Origin of the sequence: Cryobacterium psychrotolerans (assembly GCF_900101115.1) — a bacterium.
GTDB lineage: Bacteria > Actinomycetota > Actinomycetes > Actinomycetales > Microbacteriaceae > Cryobacterium > Cryobacterium psychrotolerans.
The window spans coordinates 40881-57107 of record NZ_FNFU01000014.1; the positions used below are offsets into that span (position 1 = coordinate 40881).

18 protein-coding genes are annotated in these 16227 nt (G+C 68.6%); 11 read left to right on the plus strand and 7 right to left on the minus strand.

The genetic code is table 11. The annotated features are described in order from the left end of the window. The first annotated feature begins 36 nt into the window (after nucleotides 1–36). Nucleotides 37–882: a carbon-nitrogen hydrolase family protein gene (locus tag BLQ39_RS11565; RefSeq protein ID WP_092324148.1), complete on the plus strand. Its 846-nt coding sequence runs from the start codon at nucleotides 37–39 to the stop codon at nucleotides 880–882. Nucleotides 883–901: 19 nt separating this feature from the next. Here the strand turns inward: BLQ39_RS11565 and BLQ39_RS11570 are convergent, their stop codons facing one another. Beyond that, nucleotides 902–1288: a DUF7882 family protein gene (locus tag BLQ39_RS11570; RefSeq protein ID WP_241977186.1), complete on the minus strand. Its 387-nt coding sequence runs from the start codon at nucleotides 1286–1288 to the stop codon at nucleotides 902–904. Between the two features lie 214 nt (nucleotides 1289–1502). On the opposite strand from BLQ39_RS11570, the gene BLQ39_RS11575 reads away from it, so the two are divergent. Then, nucleotides 1503–1730: a hypothetical protein gene (locus BLQ39_RS11575; RefSeq protein ID WP_092324149.1), complete on the plus strand. Its 228-nt coding sequence runs from the start codon at nucleotides 1503–1505 to the stop codon at nucleotides 1728–1730. Here the strand turns inward: BLQ39_RS11575 and BLQ39_RS11580 are convergent. After that, a complete protein-coding gene (locus BLQ39_RS11580; protein ID WP_092324151.1) occupies nucleotides 1727–2719 on the minus strand; it encodes an alpha/beta fold hydrolase in 993 nt (330 codons plus the stop codon). The genes BLQ39_RS11575 and BLQ39_RS11580 overlap by 4 nt on opposite strands. A gap of 129 nt (nucleotides 2720–2848) precedes the next feature. Here BLQ39_RS11580 and BLQ39_RS11585 point away from each other — a divergent pair, with 129 nt between their 5' ends. Further along, the gene (locus tag BLQ39_RS11585; protein WP_092324152.1) at nucleotides 2849–3922 is read left to right on the plus strand and encodes an alkene reductase; all 1074 of its coding nucleotides are present in this window, start codon (nucleotides 2849–2851) and stop codon (nucleotides 3920–3922) included. A gap of 83 nt (nucleotides 3923–4005) precedes the next feature. Here the strand turns inward: BLQ39_RS11585 and BLQ39_RS11590 are convergent, their stop codons facing one another. Then, the gene (locus tag BLQ39_RS11590; RefSeq protein WP_092324154.1) at nucleotides 4006–5214 is read right to left on the minus strand and encodes an aminotransferase class I/II-fold pyridoxal phosphate-dependent enzyme; all 1209 of its coding nucleotides are present in this window, start codon (nucleotides 5212–5214) and stop codon (nucleotides 4006–4008) included. A 106-nt stretch (nucleotides 5215–5320) separates the two neighbouring features. On the opposite strand from BLQ39_RS11590, the gene BLQ39_RS11595 reads away from it, so the two are divergent. From BLQ39_RS11595 to BLQ39_RS11625, 7 genes are all read left to right on the plus strand, one after another. Further along, entirely contained in the window at nucleotides 5321–5896 is a 576-nt protein-coding gene (locus BLQ39_RS11595; protein WP_092324155.1) for a hypothetical protein, read from the plus strand. 110 nt (nucleotides 5897–6006) lie between these two features. Beyond that, the gene (locus BLQ39_RS11600) at nucleotides 6007–6735 is read left to right on the plus strand and encodes a hypothetical protein (protein WP_134575411.1); all 729 of its coding nucleotides are present in this window, start codon (nucleotides 6007–6009) and stop codon (nucleotides 6733–6735) included. A 120-nt stretch (nucleotides 6736–6855) separates the two neighbouring features. Continuing rightward, complete coding sequence (locus tag BLQ39_RS11605; RefSeq protein ID WP_092324158.1) at nucleotides 6856–8448, plus strand: S1C family serine protease; 1593 nt, start codon at nucleotides 6856–6858, stop codon at nucleotides 8446–8448. Nucleotides 8449–8629: 181 nt separating this feature from the next. Beyond that, nucleotides 8630–9628 carry a glycosyltransferase family 2 protein gene (locus tag BLQ39_RS11610; protein ID WP_092324197.1) on the plus strand — a complete coding sequence of 333 codons (999 nt, stop codon included), beginning with the start codon at nucleotides 8630–8632 and terminating at the stop codon, nucleotides 9626–9628. Nucleotides 9629–9630: 2 nt separating this feature from the next. After that, nucleotides 9631–10443, plus strand: a complete 813-nt coding sequence (locus tag BLQ39_RS11615; protein WP_092324160.1) for a CDP-alcohol phosphatidyltransferase family protein — start codon at nucleotides 9631–9633, stop codon at nucleotides 10441–10443. Then, nucleotides 10430–11332: a glycosyltransferase family 2 protein gene (locus tag BLQ39_RS11620; protein ID WP_092324161.1), complete on the plus strand. Its 903-nt coding sequence runs from the start codon at nucleotides 10430–10432 to the stop codon at nucleotides 11330–11332. The genes BLQ39_RS11615 and BLQ39_RS11620 overlap by 14 nt, the downstream gene beginning before the upstream one ends. Nucleotides 11333–11366: 34 nt before the next feature. Next, entirely contained in the window at nucleotides 11367–12701 is a 1335-nt protein-coding gene (locus BLQ39_RS11625; RefSeq protein WP_135109431.1) for a CDP-glycerol glycerophosphotransferase family protein, read from the plus strand. A gap of 54 nt (nucleotides 12702–12755) precedes the next feature. Here the strand turns inward: BLQ39_RS11625 and BLQ39_RS11630 are convergent, their stop codons facing one another. Then, nucleotides 12756–13658, minus strand: coding sequence for a hypothetical protein (locus BLQ39_RS11630; protein WP_134575401.1), 903 nt, complete (start codon nucleotides 13656–13658; stop codon nucleotides 12756–12758). 154 nt (nucleotides 13659–13812) lie between these two features. On the opposite strand from BLQ39_RS11630, the gene BLQ39_RS11635 reads away from it, so the two are divergent. Continuing rightward, nucleotides 13813–14127, plus strand: a complete 315-nt coding sequence (locus BLQ39_RS11635; RefSeq protein ID WP_092324165.1) for a helix-turn-helix domain-containing protein — start codon at nucleotides 13813–13815, stop codon at nucleotides 14125–14127. On the opposite strand, the gene BLQ39_RS11640 is transcribed toward BLQ39_RS11635, so the two are convergent. The 3 genes from BLQ39_RS11640 to BLQ39_RS11650 form a co-directional block, all read right to left on the minus strand. Next, on the minus strand, nucleotides 14124–14441 hold the full coding sequence (locus tag BLQ39_RS11640) for a hypothetical protein (RefSeq protein ID WP_134575400.1): 318 nt from the start codon (nucleotides 14439–14441) through the stop codon (nucleotides 14124–14126). The two genes, BLQ39_RS11635 and BLQ39_RS11640, sit on opposite strands and share 4 nt — an antisense overlap. Nucleotides 14442–14590: 149 nt before the next feature. Next, nucleotides 14591–15337 (minus strand): ABC transporter ATP-binding protein, encoded by a 747-nt coding sequence (locus tag BLQ39_RS11645; protein ID WP_092324169.1) that lies wholly within the window; start codon nucleotides 15335–15337, stop codon nucleotides 14591–14593. After that, the gene (locus tag BLQ39_RS11650) at nucleotides 15337–16137 is read right to left on the minus strand and encodes an ABC transporter permease (RefSeq protein ID WP_241982932.1); all 801 of its coding nucleotides are present in this window, start codon (nucleotides 16135–16137) and stop codon (nucleotides 15337–15339) included. The genes BLQ39_RS11645 and BLQ39_RS11650 overlap by 1 nt, the downstream gene beginning before the upstream one ends. Between the last annotated feature and the right edge of the window lie 90 nt (nucleotides 16138–16227).

Here is a 16227-nt window from a genome sequence, read left to right on the forward strand (position 1 = left end):
ACCGCCGCACCGCCGCACCGCGGATAGGCTGGCGCCATGAAACATCCCCTGCCCCCCCGCCTTCCCGCCGCCGGCTCCGCGGCCGCCATCGGGGTCGCCGTCGCGCAGTTCCGGCCGGGAGCCGACCGGGCAGAGAACCTTCGGGCAATGCGCGCGCTCACCGCAACCGCGGTCGACCGCGGGGCGGCCCTGGTCGTGTTCCCCGAGTACTCGGCCTTCTTCGAGCCGGTGATGGGGCCGGCCTTCGTCGCCGCGGCTGAGCCGCTGGACGGCCCGTTCGTGGTCGCGCTCGGCGAGCTGGCCGCGGAGTTCGGCGTGTACGTCGTGGCCGGGATGCTGGAGCAGACCGCAGGGCGGGAGCGGTTCTCCAACACCGTCGTCGCGGTGAACCCCGCGGGGCGCCTGGTGGCGAAGTACCGCAAGCTTCATCTCTACGATGCCTTCGGCGATCGCGAATCCGACTGGGTGCTGGCGGGCGAGATCGAGCCGCCGGAGACGTTCGGCCTGGCCGGCCTGAGCGTCGGACTTCAGACCTGTTACGACATACGGTTCCCCGAGGTGACCCGGCGCCTCGTCGACGCGGGGGCCGAGCTCGTGCTGGTGCCGGCCGAGTGGGTGCGCGGACCGCTGAAAGAACACCACTGGCGCACACTCGTCACGGCCCGCGCCCTGGAGAACACGATCTATCTGGCCGCAGCGGACCACGCCCCGCCCGTGGGGGCGGGCAACAGCATGGTCGTCGATCCGATGGGCGTCGAACTCGTGACGATCGGCGAGGCGACGGACGTCGCGGTGGCCTGGGTCTCGGCGCAGCGTATCGCGGCCGTGCGGGCCCTCAACCCGGCTCTCGCCCTGCGTCGATTCGGCGTCGGCCCTCGCTAGCCTGGGCCGGCAGCACGGCTCAGCCTTCTCTTGCCACGGTCGACTGCGAGGTTGGAGCGGCGTGGATGTGGAACGAGGCTTCGGGCCGGGAGGAATGAGCCGGTTCGACCATTGAGCGGTCCTCACCGGTGGCCACGAGCCCCTGCGAGCTGTTGGCGGAGCGGGTGAGTTGGGCGAGCCACAGCGGATTGATCGAGGGAGGCTGGCCTCCCGAGAATTTGAAGTAGAGCGGGATGGCGGGGTGCAGCCAGGCTGAGCTGCGGCCGTCACCGACCTCCGCGGCATTCCTCCAGGAGAGCAGGAAGCTCTCGCCCCGGCGGAGCTTCTGCACAATGACGATCTGCAAGTGAGCCAGAATTCGATCATCGAAATCGACTGTCACCCTGTCGTATGTCAACGAGCCCATGGTGCCGCTTTCAGTCGGTCGGTAAATTGGGGTTCCGGAAGCTGATGAAAGCGATTATAACCACTCACAAAGGAGCTGGAGGTTCTCTCAACTATCCTCGCTTCACAAGCCCACCGCAAGAGAAGCGACACCGGGCGGCCCCGTGGGTAGGGTGTGGCCCAGCGGGTGTCAGAACGACTGAGTCGGCGCCCGCACCGGGAAAGGACGCACTGACATGGACTACTGGGTCTACTCAATACCCCTGGCTGCGATCATCGGCGGGATCACGATCGCCATTTTCGCGATGTACTTCAAGAACAAGAAGGACATCGCCCTGGCGGGAACCGGCGCCACGCGGGCCGGCGAGGACAACGCTCAGGTCAATCGGCAGGTGCTGGCTCGCCTCGACGCGCTCGACGCACGCCTGGCCGCTGTCGAGAACAAGGTGTCCAGGGTTCCCTAGCCTCGGCGGGGGAGCAGACGCAGCGTCTCCTCGGGCCGCTCGATGTGCCCGAAGTGTCCGGTGTCGACCAGAGTGCAGGACGTGAAGTCGCGGATGACGCGGCCCAGCCGCGCGGCGTCGGAGTCGGCGACGAAGACATCCGTGTCGCCCTGCTGGGCACGCACCGGGCACTCGATGCGTGACCACGCCGACTCGGGGTCGTAGTCTCCGGCGCGCCTCGAGGCGCGGCCGAACGCGCGCGGGCGGGCCTCGGCGCCGAGGGCGGCGACGACGCTGGCGCTGATCAGGCCGGGCCGGCTGAACAGGGGCGCCACGAGAGGGCGGAGCAGCGACATCCGTTCGAGGCCGCGAACGAACGCCGTGCCGGCCCGCCCGGCCAGGCCGAGGGCCCGCATGACCTGGCGGAGCGCGGTGAATCCGGGCAGCAGCGTGAACCGGGCCAGCGGATGCCGGACACTCTCGATCACCGAGAACGTCGTGGCCGAAACCAGGCCGACGGACACCGTCGCGCGCACCTCGGCTGAGGCCAGCTCCAGCGCGATGAAGCCGCCCATCGAGTGGCCGATCACCACCCAGCGGCTGTAGCCGAGCGCCCGGGCGAGCTCGGCAACCAGGGCCGCCATCGCCTCGGTGGTGAGCGCGTCCTCGTCGCTCGGCAGGGGAGTGTCGCCCCAGCCCGGGAGGTCCGGGATGATCAGGTCGCCGAGGGAGGCGCCGGACGGCGTATCGCCGGTCGCGAGCGCGTCGGCGGCGCGCAGCAGGGGAGTCCAGGTCGACCACGACCCGGCCGCGCCGTGCAGCAGGATCGTTGCGGTGTCGCCGCCCGTTCGGCGGCCGTGCCGCACCGTGACGGGGCCCGAACCCACCGCCACGGAACTGGTCGCCAGGCCGAACGTCCGGGCATCCGTCGTGATCGGGAAGGGGCAGTATCCCGAGGGAATTGGCGTGCGCTCCGCTGCGGGTCGCGTGGGCGGGAACAGGGTGCTCATGGCTGGAGTTCGGCGCCGGCGGGGGCTGTGGATTGGCCGGGTGGCGGAATAGGGCTGTGGACGGCGAGGTTGGCGACAGGGGGAACCCGCTTCCCCCACGTACTACCGCTTCAACGGAAAGAGTTCTCTGTGAATTTGTTTACCCCCCTGACCCTCGGCGAGCTGGAACTGTCCAACCGGATGGTCATGGCTCCCCTGACCCGCCTGCGTTCCGGAACTGCGGGCGTGCCCGGGCCGCTCGTGGTGGAGCACTACCGGCAGCGGGCGTCGCTGGGGCTGATCGTCTCAGAGGGCACCTACCCCAGCCATGCCGGGCGGGCCTTCCCCGGTCAGCCGGGCCTCGTGACGCCGGAGCAGCTCGAGGGCTGGAAGAACGTGGCCGAGGCGGTGCACGCGGAAGGCGGCCTCATCGTCGCGCAGGTCATGCACGCCGGACGTGTCTCGCACGAGGGAACGAATGGTGGCCGCGAGGTCGTCGCACCGAGCGCGATCGCGATCGACGGCGAAACGCGTACCTATGACGGCAAGCAGGCATTCCCGGTGCCACGGGCGCTCGCCACGGATGAGCTGCCGGGCATCCTTGCCGAGTTCATCCAGGCATCCAGGGACGCCATCGCGGCCGGCCTGGACGGCGTGGAGATTCACTCCGCCAACGGCTACCTGCTGCACGAATTCCTCTCCCCGGCCTCGAACGTGCGTGACGACGCCTACGGCGGATCCCCGGCCAACCGGGCGCGCTTCGTGGCCGAGGTGGTCACGGCCGTGGCCGAGGCCATCGGCGCCGGGCGCGTCGGTCTGCGGATCTCGCCGGAGCACAACATCCAGGATGCCCTCGAGCCGGATGCCGCGGACGTGCTGGCCACCTACGGCGCCCTGGTCGACGCGATCGCCCCGCTTAAGCTCGCCTACCTGAGCATCCTGCACAAGGACCCGGCCGGTGAGCTGGTGCAGGAGCTGCGGGCACGGTTCGGCGGACCGGCGCTCATCAACAGCGGCTTCGGCACCGTCACGACCCGCGACGAAGCGCGGGGGCTCCTGACGGACGGGCTCGCCGACGCCGTCGTCGTCGGGCGCCCGGCCATCGCCAACCCCGACCTCGTGCGCCGGTGGCTGGAAGACCTGCCGCTGAACACGCCGGACCCGCTGACCTTCTATGGCGACGGTGCGGCCGGCTACACCGACTACCCGGCGCTGGTCCACTAGCCACCCGCCGCATCCGCCCGCCTCCCGATTGAGTTGCGGACATCGCACCTTCATGTCGCTGGTAAAGGTACTTTGTCCGCAACTCAGTGGGCGGAACCCCGCGAGATACCGGACAGCTGGGCGGCGGCCTGTTCGAGCAGGTCCGGCTTCTTGCAGTACGCGAAGCGCACGAGCGACGCGTACTCGGCCCGGTGTTCCGGGGAGCAGAAGGCCGAGATCGGAATCCCGACGACCCCGGCGAGATCGGGCAGCCGGCGACAGAAGTCCGCGCCGTCCGGGTAACCCAGCGGCGCGGCATCCGCGACGATGAAATAAGACCCCTGCGGCACGGTGATGCCGAACCCCGCGGCTGTCAGCCCGCGAGCCAGAACGTCGCGCTTGGTTCTGAGGTCCGCCGCGATTCCGGCAAAGAAGGTGTCGGGCAGGTCAAGGCCGGTGGCGATCGCCGGCTGGAACGGTGCCCCATTGACGTAGGTGAGAAACTGCTTGACCGCCAGGATCGCCGTCACCAACGGGGCGGGCGCGGTGAGCCAGCCGATCTTCCAGCCGGTGGTGTTGAACGTCTTGCCGCCCGAGGAGATCGAGATGGTGCGCTCCCTCGCCCCGGGCAGGGTCGCAACGGGCACGTGGGGCTCGCCGAAGGTGAGGTGCTCGTAGACCTCGTCGGTGACGATGATCGCGTCGTGCCGGTGCGCGAGTTCCACGATGAGCTCGAGCGTCTCCCGGGGGAAGATCGCGCCGGTCGGGTTGTGCGGGTTGTTCACGACGATGAGGCGGGTGCGGTCGGTGACGGCGGCGCGAAGCTCATCCAGGTCGGGCTGGAAATCGGGGGCACGCAGCCGCACCGTGCGATGGATGCCCCCGCCGAGCGCGATCAGTCCGCCGTAGGCGTCGAAGAACGGCTCGAACGTGACGACCTCGTCGCCCGGCCCGAGGAGCGCGAGCATCGTGGCGGCGAGCGCCTCGGTCGCGCCGGCGGTCACGAGTACTTCGGATCCGGGGTCGACGGTGAGGCCGTAGAACCGGTGCTGGTGCCGGGCGATGGCCTCGAGGAGCACCGGCATGCCGCGCCCCGGCGGGTACTGGTTGATTCCGTCGGCGATCGCCTTCCGGGCGGCCTCGAGTACTTCGGTTGGCCCATCCTCGTCGGGGAAGCCCTGGCCGAGGTTGATGGCTCCGGTTCGACCGGCCAGGGCGCTCATCTCGGCGAAGATGCTCGCGGTGACGCTGCCGTCATCGGCGAGGAGTCCGGCCCCGCGGGCCGTGCGCTGCCAGCCGCCGGGAATCGTCATCGTGTCACCTGCATGGGTCCAAGCTACGACATGTGTCGTCGCCTCGTGTCTCGGACCCTGTGGATAGATCGCGCGCTGCGGTGGGCTTCTGCCCTAGCGTGAGCGCATGCGGACTCAGTCCCATCACCTACTCGCCGTGTGCGCCACGGTGATGCTCGCGCTGCCGGCGCTCGCCGCGTGTGCCCCGGCGCCGACTCCCGTTCCCGGCCACACGGCCGCCGCCACGGATGCCCCGGTCTTCGCGTCAGACGAGGAAGCACTCGCCGCTGCCAAGAAGGCCTACGCCGGCTACCTACACATGTCCGATCAGATTCTTATGGATGGGGGGTCCGGTCCAGAGCGCATCAAGGGATACGCGTCGACACGCCTCGCGGAACTTGAGATCGAAAGCTACGGGCGAACCAAGGCAAAAGGACTGAGAAGCACGGGCGGGAGCCTGTTCTCAAACATGACAATTCAGTCGCGCGGTGACGCTACGGTGCAGGGTCGCGGAGTGCTCACCGTGTACCTGTGTTCAGACGTGTCTGAGGTGGACTTCCTGGACTCACGCGGTCAATCCGTGGTTTCGCCGAGTCGGCCAGATCGCACCCCTTTCGAGGTGTCATTCGATCTCGCATCCACGGATCCCGTAGAACTCCTCGTTGCAAGTGCCGACGTCTGGCAAGGCGCGGGGATCTGCTGATGATCCGACAGGCCGCGTTGATAGTAGTGCTCATCGGAATTATTCTGTCGATCGGGGGCCCGCCAGCGGCGTCGGCCGCGGGCGGGGATTGCAGTCGCGCAGACGTACAAATGGGCAGTTGCCCGGAAGCCAACGGCGTGTTCGACCACGGCGGGGTGGACCTGTCGGCAGGGTTCGACAGCAACTCCGGCGGAGGCGGTGGAGCGCCTCCCGGGGCCGACGGAGGGGCCCAGACCGATGAGAACCCCGACCAGAACGGCGACCAGGGCACCGTCACCGTCGTGGACCCGCTGGTGATCGTGCGGGACCCCTTCTTCGTCAACTGCGCGCCGGGATCGCCCTGCGACCCGAGCCTCGTGGTGAGCATGAGCGACCTGGTGAACTTCCAGCCCGTCATCCCGACCCAGGGGATGGAACCCAACGGCTGGATCGTGATCGGGCTCCCCACCAACTTCTTCGCCGCGGCATCCGCGCACACCAGGTCGGGACTGCTGCTCGGGTTCCCCGCCGAGGTGAGGTTCACGCCCGCGGGCTACCGCTGGGCCTACGGCGACGGAACGACGGGCGGTTCGGCCACGGGCGGGGCCAGCTGGGCCGATCTGCACCTGCCCGAGTTCTCGGAAACGGCGACCAGCCACACCTACCTCGATGCCGGGGATTTCGTCATCGCGCTCACTGTCGACTACTCGGCCCAGTACCGTTTCGCGGGCCAGCCGTGGCGGGGCATTGGGGGTACGCTGGCCGTGCCGGCTAACCCGATCACCGCCCGCGCCGGCACAGCGAGAACCGTGCTGGTCGATCGGGAGTGCACCCGCAACCCGAGCGGCCCCGGCTGCTGACCGAACGCAGCCGCGCCACCCCGGGTAAGGTCACGGCCTCGTCATGGGACGCTCTCAGTCTGTGCATATAAAACGTTCAGGTTCGGGCGCAAAGCTGGCAACGCTTGGAAGGAGCACACCATGACCGACAGCACTGAAGAACCAGGCAGCACTCCAGACCAGCCGAAGGCCGCCGAGCCCGCCGGGTCTGCGCCCGTCGAGGCCGCGCCCGTCGCGCCTCCCGTGACGGATGCTCCGCCGGCCCGGCCGCAGGCATCCGGAGGCTACGGCACGCCCGAGGTCCCCGCCGAACCGACGGCCCCCTCGGCCCCCACGGCCCCCAAATTCAACGAGACCGGTCCGACCGAGTCCTACGGCACCGATGCGTTCGGACGCCCGTTCCCGGTGCCCGGCGCCGCGGGCCCCGGTGTCCAGGGCGCGCCGCAGGCCCAGGCGACCGCCGCATACCCCGGCGACTACCCGACCGAACAGCTCGGCTCCGCCCCGCCGAAGGAGCGACGCAAGGGGAGCGTCGCCCTGATCGCGGCCCTGGCCATCGGCGCCCTCGTCGGCGGCGCATCCGGTGCCGGCGTCACCGCGCTGGTCCTGACCCAGCAGGGCAGCGGCGTGCCGGTCAGCCAGGCCGAGGGACCCGGCAACGTCGTCGTCAACAACAGCGAAAGCGTTAACGAAATCACCGCGGTGGCCGCAAAGTCATCGCCGAGCGTCGTCACGATCAGCGTGGCCAGCGGCAGTGCCGGCGGCACGGGCTCCGGCGTCATCCTCAGCGAAGACGGCTACGTGCTCACGAACACGCACGTCGTGACCCTCGACGGCGCCGTGGCCGACGCGAAGATTTCGGTGACCGGCCAGGACGGCAAGCTGTACAAGGCGACCCTCGTCGGTACCGACCCGGTCTCCGACCTCGCGGTCATCAAGCTGACCGATGCTTCGGGGCTCAAGGCGATGGACTGGGCCGACTCGGCCAAGCTCAACGTCGGCGACACGGCGATCGCCATCGGCGCACCGCTGGGGCTGGCCGGCACCGTGACAAACGGGATTGTGAGCGCGCTCAACCGCAGCATCACGGTCGCCTCCTCCGCCGCGCCGAAGACCGAAGAGGCCACGCCGGACCAGAACGACGGCCAGAACCCGTTCGACTTCTGGAACTTCGACATCCCGAACGAGGACGGCAGCCAGCAGCCGCAGTCCGGCCAGTCGGGTGGCAGCATTTCCCTGCCCGTCATCCAGACGGATGCCGCGATCAACCCCGGCAACTCCGGCGGCGCGCTGCTCAACGGCAAGGGCCAGCTGATCGGGATCAACGTGGCCATCGCCAACGCCGGCGGAGGTTCCGAAGCCGCAGCCGGCAGCATCGGCGTCGGCTTCGCCATCCCGTCGAACCTGGCCCAGCGCATCTCTGACGAGCTCATCGCCGACGGCAAGGCAACCCACGGGTTGCTCGGCGCCTCGGTCACGAGTGCGAGCAGCGACGCCGACAGTGCGACCGTCGGCGCGCTCATCAAGGAGATCTCCTCCGGAGGCGCAGCCGAAAAGGCCGGCCTGGAGTCGGGTGACGTCGTCACCAACTTCAACGGGGTGCCGATCACCGATGCCAACGACCTGACCGCCCAGGTGCGCGCCCTCGCCGCGGGTGCCGATGCCAAGCTCACCTACGTGCGCGACGGCAAGGCGGTCACCGTGTCCGTCACGGTTGGTGAGCTCACCAGCTGACCGATCGCTCCTTCCCACGCGACTGCGCCGCCGGCTCAACACCGGCGGCGCAGTCGCGTCCGCACATCCCCGGGTGAAATACGGTGCCTGATAGGCTCTAGCGACCCGCCCCACAAACGGAAAGACGGCCAGCCCGGTGCCCCAGAACGCAGACGAACTGCTCGTCGGCGTGTCCTATGTGATGCCCGTGCTGAACGAGGCCTCGCATGTGCGCGCCGCCGTCGACAGCCTCCTCCAGCAGGACTATCAGGGGCCGTTCGAAGTCACCCTGGCCCTCGGCCCGAGCATCGATGGGACCACCGAGCTCGTCGAAGAGATGGCGGCGATCGACCCGCGCATCCAGGTGGTCACGAACGAGGTCGGATCAACCCCGGCGGGCCTCAACACCGCGATCCGCGCATCGCACTACCCGGTCGTGATCCGTGTCGACGCGCACTCCGTGCTGCCCCCTGACTACGCACGCATCGCCGTGGAGACCCTCGAGCGCACCGGCGCGGCCAACGTGGGCGGCATCATGGACGCCCAGGGAGTCACCGCCTTCCAGAAAGCCGTCGCCCGCGCCTACGGCACGCGCGTGGGCCTGGGCGGCACACCGTTCCACGTCGGCGGCAAAGAGGGCGAGGCGGACACCGTCTACCTCGGCTGTTTCCGACGCGAAAGCATCCTCAGCGTCGGCCTGTTCGACGAGAGCATCAAGCGCGGCCAGGACTGGGAACTCAACCGGCGCCTACGCGAATCCGGCGGCTCGGTGTGGTTCACTCCCCGGCTCAAGGTGCTCTACCGCCCCCGACCCAGCCTGTCCCGCCTGGCCCGCCAGATGCTGTCGACCGGGCTGTGGCGCGGAGAGCTCGCACGGCGCTTCCCCGAGTCCAACGGCCTCCGCTACTTCGTGCCACCCGTCATGGTCGTCGGTGTGACCATCGGGCTGCTGCTCGGAATCGCCGGGCTCGTGCAGCTCATTGCGGGCACGGCACCGTGGATGCTGCTCGGTTTCGTGATGCCCACCGTCTACCTCGTCTTCGTGCTGGCGGCTACGATCGCGGTGACGCGCCCCGACGGGTTTCGTGCTGCCCTCTGGTTTCTCGTAGTCTTGCCGTGCATCCACTTCTGCTGGGGCGTCGGCTTCGTGCTCGGCTACCTCAAACTCACGAGCAACATCACCGCACACGCGGGAAGGTAACTATGACGCCAGGCACCCCGGCGGCGGCACGGCCCTCCTCCATCGCCGAGCTCCGCGCCGTTGCGCAACCGCCCGAGGTTCGACTGCGTGCCAACGCCGAACACTGGACGGCCTCGCTCTACCTGCGCGACCTCTCTCCGTATGTCACGTGGATGCTGCTGAAGACTCCTATCTCGGCCAACGGCGTGACCGGCCTGATGATCCTGGTCGGCTGGTCGACCGCGGCCGCGCTCCTCATCCCCGGAATCTGGGGGGCCCTGCTCGCCCTCGTTCTCGGACAGCTGCAGATGCTCATCGACTGCAGCGACGGCGAGGTCGCCCGCTGGCGCAAGACGTCTTCGCCCGCCGGCGTCTTCCTCGACAAGGTCGGCCACTACAGCACCGAGGCGCTGATCCCGATTGCCCTCGGCATCCGTGCGGCCGCGTACCCGTTCGAGGCCCCGGCGGATTTCCTCTGGACGACCCTCGGAGTCCTGCTCGCGCTCATCATCGTGTTGAACAAAGCGCTCAACGACATGGTCCACGTCGCCCGGGCCAACGCCGGCCTGACGAAGCTCGCCGACACACACGGGGAGAAGGCGCCCACCTCCGGCACCCTCGTGAAACTCCGTCGCCTGGCCCGCTTCCTGCCCTTCCACCGGCTGTACCACTCGGTCGAGCTGACCATGCTGATCTTCGTCGCCGCCCTCGTGGGCCTCTTCGCCGGCCAGCCGCTGGTCGACCGCGCCGTGCTGATCGCCCTGGTCCCGCTTGCCTTCCTGGCGCTCATCGGCCACTTCGTCGCAATCATGGCCTCCAAGCGTGTCCGCTCCTAGCCGGAACACTCCAGCCCCGAACTCGACACCCACCGTCGGTGTCGTCGTGCTTACGCAGGGAACGCGGCCGGATGACCTGGATCGCGGCATCCGCAGCCTGCTGGCCCAGCAGGGGGTGCACCTCGACATCGTCTGCGTCGGCAACGGCTGGCAGCCGACCGGCCTGCCCAAGGAGGTCACCTCCCTCGGGCTGCCGACGAACCTCGGCATCCCGGCCGGCCGCAACCGCGGGGTTTCGCAGGTCAGCGGCGAGTTCCTCTTCTTCCTCGACGACGATGCCAGCATTCCCGACCCGAACTTCCTGATCGACGCGATCGACAAACTCCGTGCGGACCCGAGCATCGGCCTGCTGCAGCCCCGGGTCGTCGACCCCGGGGACCCCGGCTCACCCCGGCGGTGGATCCCGCGCATCCTCAAGGGCCAGGCAACCCACTCAAGCGACGTGTTCTCCGTCTGGGAGGGCGCCGTGCTGATGCCGCGCGCCGTCTTCGACGCGACCGGCGGCTGGGCAGAACCATTCTTCTACGCCCACGAGGGCATCGAACTGGCCTGGCGGGTCTGGGACCAGGGGCTCCGCGTCTGGTACGCCGGCGACCTTGAGGCGAATCACCCCGTGATGCACCCCACCAGGCACGCCGAGTACTACCGGCTCAACGCTCGCAACCGGGTGTGGCTGGCGCGCCGGAACCTGCCGGCGTTCTTCATCCCGATTTACGTCGGGTCGTGGACCGCCATCCAGGTGCTGCGCTGGGCACGCAACAGGCCGGCCCTGACGGCCTGGTTCGAGGGCTGGCGTGAAGGATGGGCGACCGACCCGGGGGAGCACCGTCCCCTGTCCGCCCGCACGCTCTGGCGCATGACGCTGGCCGGGCGCCCTCCTGTCGTCTGACTCTTCGCCGCCGCAGGCTGGGTAGGCTGGAAACGTGGGTATCAAAAAAGACATCAAGCTTGCGTTCAAGCTGGTCAAGGACGCCGTTTCGTCCCGCAAGGTGTCGCGTTTGCTGCGGGAACGACGCGAGGCCGGTGTGGAATTACCGGCGAACCACTTCAAGATCGCCGTGTACTTCGCCGACGGCCCGGTCAACATGTACCAGATGCGCCAGTGGTACAAGCCGCTCGCCAGGCTGGCCGAGACCTGGCCGGTGCTCGTGTTGAGCCGTACCGGCGGCGGCACCCTCACGCTCCTGGAGGAATCGCCCCTCCCCGTCGCCCACGTGCGCAAGGTTTCCGACCTCGAGGACGTGATCGCGGACCAGGACATCCGCATCGTCTTCTACGTCAACCAGAACGCCAGGAACTTCCAGATGATGCGCTACGGGCGTCGCTGGCACGTTTTCATCAATCACGGTGAGAGCGACAAAATGTACATGGTCACCAACCAGTTCAAGGCGTACGACTACTCGTTCGTGGCCGGCGATGCCGCGCTTGCGCGGCTGAACAAGGTGCTGTGGGACTACGACTTCGATAAGCGGGCGATCAAGATCGGGCGGCCCCAGGCCGACTACTTCACCGGTGAGCTGCCCTACGCGCCGGATGAGCGCCAGGTGGTGCTCTACGCCCCGACATGGGAAGGCGACCGCCCCGCGGCCGCCTACGGCTCCATCGCGACGCACGGCGTCGCCCTCGTGTCGGCGCTGCTCGGCACCGGACGGCACCGCGTCATCTACCGCCCGCACCCCCGCAGCGGCGTCATCGATTCCGTCTACGCGGCGGCGAACAAGCAGATCATCGCGTCGATCGAGGCGGCCAATGCCCGCGACTCCTCGGCCCAGCACATCTACGACACCGGGGCAGACCTGGGCTGGCAGCTCTCGGCGGCCGATGTCGCCATCGTCGACATCTCAGCGATGGTCTACGACCGGCTCGCCACGGGCAAGCCGCTCATGGTGACCCGGCCGCTGAACCCGGTCGCGCAAATCGACACGAGCGGCTACCTGTCCGACTGCGAGTGGCTGCACTCCGCCGACGCCGCCGACGTCGTGGCTGACGTGGATCGGCTGACGCACGACCCGACGGCCGAGGCGCGCCTTGCTGTGTGGGTGCAGCGATATTTCGGCGACACCACGCCGGGAGCGGCCACGGCCCGGTTCCACGCCGCGGTGCAGCACCTGATGGACGAGTGGGAGCGGTTCGCCGCGCTGCACGCGGGCGAACCGGAAGTCGTCGACGAGCGAGGAATGCTCGAGGGCAGCGACGGCAACAGCGAAGAGGCCAGCGAAGGCGCCAGCGAAGACACCGAGGGCAGCGACGCGGCCTAGTCAGCCGCCACAGTCGTTTCAGCCGCGCCAGCCGCCCCGGCCGCCCCGGCCGCCTCAGCCGCCGGCCGGCGGAATCGGGACCACCGGTCCGGCGGGCGGTTCGGGCATGAGGTCCGCGTGCGGGACAGGCTTCCGCCGCTGCAGGGCCCGCGGCAGCGCCGAGCGCGCGCCCTGGCCGAGCTGGGCCATCCGGCCGGCACCGACCGTGATCTCGCGCACACGAGGGTCAAGCTCCTGGCGGTAGTGCTGAGGGGGCTGCCCGAAGGCCAGGCGGGAGGACAGCACGACCTTCCGGCCCAGGATGCGGTTGCCGACCCCGCCGATGACGGCGCCGATCCCGAACGGAACTGCCTTGCCAATCAGGCTTGCGCCGCCCTTGGCCGCGAACTGCCTGATGAACGCGCTCTTCAGTCGGTCGGTGAGCGGCCCGAGGATCGCGCGCGGCATGCTGGTGGTGACCAATTCCCCCCAGTACGCGGTCCTGGCGGTTCCGCCTCCGGAGAACTGCCCGGCGAGCTGGCGTACGAGATCCGAACCTTCACGGCCGAGCATCATGGTCATCACCAGCGCGCGAGCGCGGTCCGGGTCCTCGATGGCGATGTTATGCACCTCGCTGACCGACTGCGCGAAGAGGGCCGTCGCTTCGAGGAACCCGGCCGTCTCCACGCCGGAGAGGGCCAGTGTGATGCCGGTACCGACTCCCGGGATGACGGCGGTTGCGCCAACGGCGGCGCCCCCGGTCGTGACCGCTGTCAGGTAGCGCCGCTCGAGGATCACGATGAGTTGATCGGGGGTCGCGCCGGGGTTGCGGCGACGGATGTCACGGATGTGAGCGAGCACCGCCGGGCGATGGATCGCCATCAGGCGGTCGAACCCCTTGGCGACCCCGGACGGCAGTTGCCCGCCCATGGGCGTCCCGCCCGTTTCCGAAATGATCGGTTTCGCTTTCCTGGCCATTGCGCATCCCTCCATGGTCGTCCCTCGAGTTTACGCATGCGCCCCCGGTGGTCGGGACCCCTCCGGTGGTCGAGCCTGTCGGGACTCGTCACGCATAAAAGCCCTGCGCCTAGACAATCTGGTGCCTAAGAAACCGTGCAACTAAACATGAGGGATGCCTGAGCCGAAATCTGAAGCGTCCCGGATCCTGGGGCTCCGGCTCCGCGAACGGCGGCTCGCCCTCTCTCTGAACCAGGAGACGGTGGCTCACCTCGCCGGGCTGAACGTGTCCAACTACGCGCGCATCGACCGCGGCCACGGAAACCCGACCTTTCACACCCTCATCCGGCTGGCCGTCGTTCTCGGTTTGGAGCCGAGCGAGTTGCTCGTCGGGCTCACGGACGAGCAATTGCCGCCCACTCGCGACAGCTACACGGCCCTGGACTTCCGGCGCGAGCAGGAAGCCCGGGCGCGCCGGGGACGCGGCTAGAAGCTCACCCGCCACAGGTACTCGTCACCGCACGGCCGGAACCAGCGCACGACAAGCACGGTGTCCCGTGCGATCTCGCGGCCGCGAACCGTGACGGGGAGAGCCTCGCCGGGGAGCAGTCGCCGCGGCGCGGAGGCGCCCATAACGGCCGCGCCGACGATGCTCGCGGACACGCCCCAGAGTGGCTCGGGCCCGGCGTTGACCAGGAGGTAGGTGGGGGCGTGGCGGCGGTCCACGCGCCAGGGCACGCGGTAGGCCATGGGCAGGGGAGTCGAGGAGAGGCGTCGCACCCGTTGTTTGTCGTTGGCTGTCATGGCGGTCACGGTAGCGGCGGCATCCGACGTGCCGGCGCGTCCCGCGGCGCCGGCCGGCGGATGCGATGGCAAGGCGGTGGGGGCGGCCCCTGTGGAGGAGACGCCGGGCCGGGCTGCGCGCCGCACCCCGGCCGGACCGCGGGGCGAGGTCAGGCTGGTTTGATGCCGTAGTCGGCGTTGTAGCGGGCGAGCACCTCAGTGATGGACGCGTCGAGAACGAGGTCGCCCTTGTCGAGGTAGAGACCGCGTGTGCAAAACCGGCGCAGGTCGCGTTCGTTGTGCGAGACGAAGAAGAGCGTGCGTCCGCCGGCGAGCAGCTCCTCGATGCGCCGGTAACACTTCTCGCGGAACGCCTTGTCTCCGACGGCGAGCACCTCGTCGACCAGCAGGATGGGCTCCTCGAGGCGTGAGATGACAGCGAAGGCGATGCGTACCTTCATCCCGCTCGAGAGGTGCTTGTAGGGGGTGTCGATGAAGTCCGCGATCTCCGCGAACTCGATGATGTCATCGAAGCGCGAGTCGATCTGCTTGCGGGTCATGCCGTGAAGACCGGCGGTCAGGTAGACGTTGTCGCGCACGCTGAGGTCGTCCACGAATCCACCGGTGATCTCGATCAGCGGAGCCACGCCCTCGACGACGTGCACGGTGCCCTCGTCGGGCAGCACGACGCCGGTGACGAGTTTGAGCAGCGTCGACTTGCCCTGGCCGTTCCGGCCGACGACACCGATCGCTTCCCCGCGCTGCACCGTGAACGAGACATGGCGCAGCGCCCAGAACTCGCCCGGGCGGCTGCGGCGCTTCCGGCCGGCGAAGAGATCCTTGAAGTTTCGACGTCCGCGCCGATTCCGGCGGAACCGGATTCCGACATCGGTCAGTGCGATCACGGGGGCCGCCACTAGATCTCCTTCAATACGGCGCGCTCCGTGCGTGCAAAGACGAACAGGCCGAGGGCGAGGAAGATCAGCGACATCACGGCGCTCACGCCGACCACGAACCAGTCGACCTGTTCCGGGAAGAACGTGGCGCGGTAGAGGCTGAACAGTCCGCTGAGCGGGTTGAAGGCGGCCCAGGTCTGCAGCCCGGACGGAAGGTCGCTCGTGGCGTAGATGATCGGGGACGCGTAGAAGAGGAAGCGCAGCACGAGCTTGATGGCGCGTTCGAGGTCGCGGAAGAACACGACCAGTGGCGCGACCATGAGCCCGATTCCGGCCGTGAGCACCGTCTGGATCAGGATGGCGAGCGGAAAGAGGAATATGCCCTGGGTCACGGGGGCGCCGTAGGCCACCGCGAAGATCACCAGCACCGGAACGGATGCCAGGAACTCGATGCCCTTGGACAGCACGAGTCGGTTGACCCAGATCGTGCGCGGTATCCGTGTGGAACGGATGAGCTTCGCCTCGCGCAGGAACGCTCTCGTGCAGTCGGAGATCGCCCCGTTGAACCACATCCACGGCAGGAGCGCGGCGAGCAGGAAGACGATGTACGGATCATTGCCGACCGTGCGGTCGAAGACCTGGGTGAAGACGAACCAGTAGATGCCGGCCATCACGAGCGGGTCGAGTATGGACCAGAAGTAGCCAAGCACCGAGGTGGAGTAGCGCACCCGCAGGTCACGCTGGGTGAGCAGCCAGAGCGAATGGCGGTATCGCGCGAACGGGGTGCGTTGCTCGGGGCGCACTTCGGCGTAACTACTCACGCGGTCTATCGTAGGGGCGCCCGCCCCGGCCCCCGAACGGAAGACGTGAAAGACGGGTGCAGCCGGGCTGTTCGCCCGGTTGCACCCGTC

Excerpts from the sequence above, each read along its gene's own strand:
- BLQ39_RS11640 (WP_134575400.1), bottom strand. The coding sequence starts at position 14,441 with ATGACAGCCAACGACAAACAACGGGTGCGACGCCTCTCCTCGACTCCC.
- BLQ39_RS11605 (WP_092324158.1), top strand. The coding sequence starts at position 6,856 with ATGACCGACAGCACTGAAGAACCAGGCAGCACTCCAGACCAGCCGAAG.
- BLQ39_RS11575 (WP_092324149.1), top strand. The coding sequence starts at position 1,503 with ATGGACTACTGGGTCTACTCAATACCCCTGGCTGCGATCATCGGCGGG.
- BLQ39_RS11610 (WP_092324197.1), top strand. The coding sequence starts at position 8,630 with ATGCCCGTGCTGAACGAGGCCTCGCATGTGCGCGCCGCCGTCGACAGC.
- BLQ39_RS11565 (WP_092324148.1), top strand. The coding sequence starts at position 37 with ATGAAACATCCCCTGCCCCCCCGCCTTCCCGCCGCCGGCTCCGCGGCC.
- BLQ39_RS11600 (WP_134575411.1), top strand. The coding sequence starts at position 6,007 with ATGGGCAGTTGCCCGGAAGCCAACGGCGTGTTCGACCACGGCGGGGTG.
- BLQ39_RS11590 (WP_092324154.1), bottom strand. The coding sequence starts at position 5,214 with ATGACGATTCCCGGCGGCTGGCAGCGCACGGCCCGCGGGGCCGGACTC.
- BLQ39_RS11630 (WP_134575401.1), bottom strand. The coding sequence starts at position 13,658 with ATGGCCAGGAAAGCGAAACCGATCATTTCGGAAACGGGCGGGACGCCC.
- BLQ39_RS11580 (WP_092324151.1), bottom strand. The coding sequence starts at position 2,719 with ATGAGCACCCTGTTCCCGCCCACGCGACCCGCAGCGGAGCGCACGCCA.
- BLQ39_RS11570 (WP_241977186.1), bottom strand. The coding sequence starts at position 1,288 with ATGGGCTCGTTGACATACGACAGGGTGACAGTCGATTTCGATGATCGA.
- BLQ39_RS11595 (WP_092324155.1), top strand. The coding sequence starts at position 5,321 with ATGCGGACTCAGTCCCATCACCTACTCGCCGTGTGCGCCACGGTGATG.
- BLQ39_RS11615 (WP_092324160.1), top strand. The coding sequence starts at position 9,631 with ATGACGCCAGGCACCCCGGCGGCGGCACGGCCCTCCTCCATCGCCGAG.
- BLQ39_RS11635 (WP_092324165.1), top strand. The coding sequence starts at position 13,813 with ATGCCTGAGCCGAAATCTGAAGCGTCCCGGATCCTGGGGCTCCGGCTC.